The 949-nt window shown below is 68.8% G+C and carries 1 protein-coding gene; it reads right to left on the bottom strand.

Annotated features, from left to right (window positions below; genetic code table 11):
* Positions 1-26: 26 nt before the first annotated feature.
* Positions 27-901, bottom strand: a protein-coding gene (locus tag NX794_RS35775; RefSeq protein ID WP_428986024.1) for an IS5 family transposase whose coding sequence is annotated in 2 segments (ribosomal slippage) — positions 27-508 and positions 508-901 — 876 coding nt in all. Because the reading frame shifts where the segments join, the coding sequence is not laid out codon by codon here.
* Positions 902-949 lie beyond the last annotated feature (48 nt).

Here is a 949-nt window from a genome sequence, read left to right on the forward strand (position 1 = left end):
CCTAGGGTCTGTTGTGAAAGTGCTGGTCACAGCCACTCGTTGATCGCTGCGACCAGCACGGTCGCTTCGTAGCGGACGGCGAGTTTGTCGTACCTTGTGGCGACGGCCCGGTGGCGCTTGAGCCGGTTGATCCCGCACTCGACCGCGTGCCGCTGCTTGTAGTCGTCCTTGTCGAACTTCGGCGGCCGCCCGCCGTGCGATCCGCGCTTGAGGCGGTTGCGGACCCGGTCCGCCGGCACCGGGATGGTGGCCTTGATCCCGCGTCTGCGCAGGTAGGAGCGATTGCCGCGCGAGTCGTACGCCTTGTCGGCCCGGACCCTGTCCGGGCGCTTGCGCGGCCTGCCGGGCCCCAGGCGAGGGACCCAGATGGCCTCCAGGACCGGCTCGAACTGCGGGGAGTCACCCCGCTGCCCTGCCGTGATCACCACCGACAAGGGCTTCTGCCCCTGCTCAACCGCGAGATGGATTTTGCTGCTCAGTCCGCCGCGGGACCGTCCGAGACCGTGGTCGGCCGGCTCGACGAAGACCCCGCCGGGCGGCTCCTTCTGCAGGTCCCCCTTTTCACCGCCCCGGCGGCGTGCTGATGGGCCCGGCAGACCGTGGAGTCGACGTTCACGTCCCAGGTGATCAGGCCCTTCGCGTCCGCCTCGGCCTGGAGCTGAGTGAGGATCCTCGCCCAGGTACCGTCCCGCTGCCAGCGCCGGAACAGGTCATAGGCCCGGTCCCACGGCCCATAACGTTCGGGCACGTCCCGCCACGGAGCACCGGCCCGGGTCCGCCACCGTATGCCGTCTATCAGCTGCCGCCTCGTCCACACCTGCGGCCGGCCCGGCTTGATGCCCCGCGGCAGCAACGGCTCAAGCCGGGCCCACTGGCCGTTCGTCAGATCCCCACGTCCCACAGCACGTGATCATCAACGAACAAGATCTACTTTCGCAACAGACCCTAG

This window comes from Streptomyces pyxinicus, assembly GCF_024753135.1.
GTDB classification, from domain to species: domain Bacteria; phylum Actinomycetota; class Actinomycetes; order Streptomycetales; family Streptomycetaceae; genus Streptomyces; species Streptomyces pyxinicus.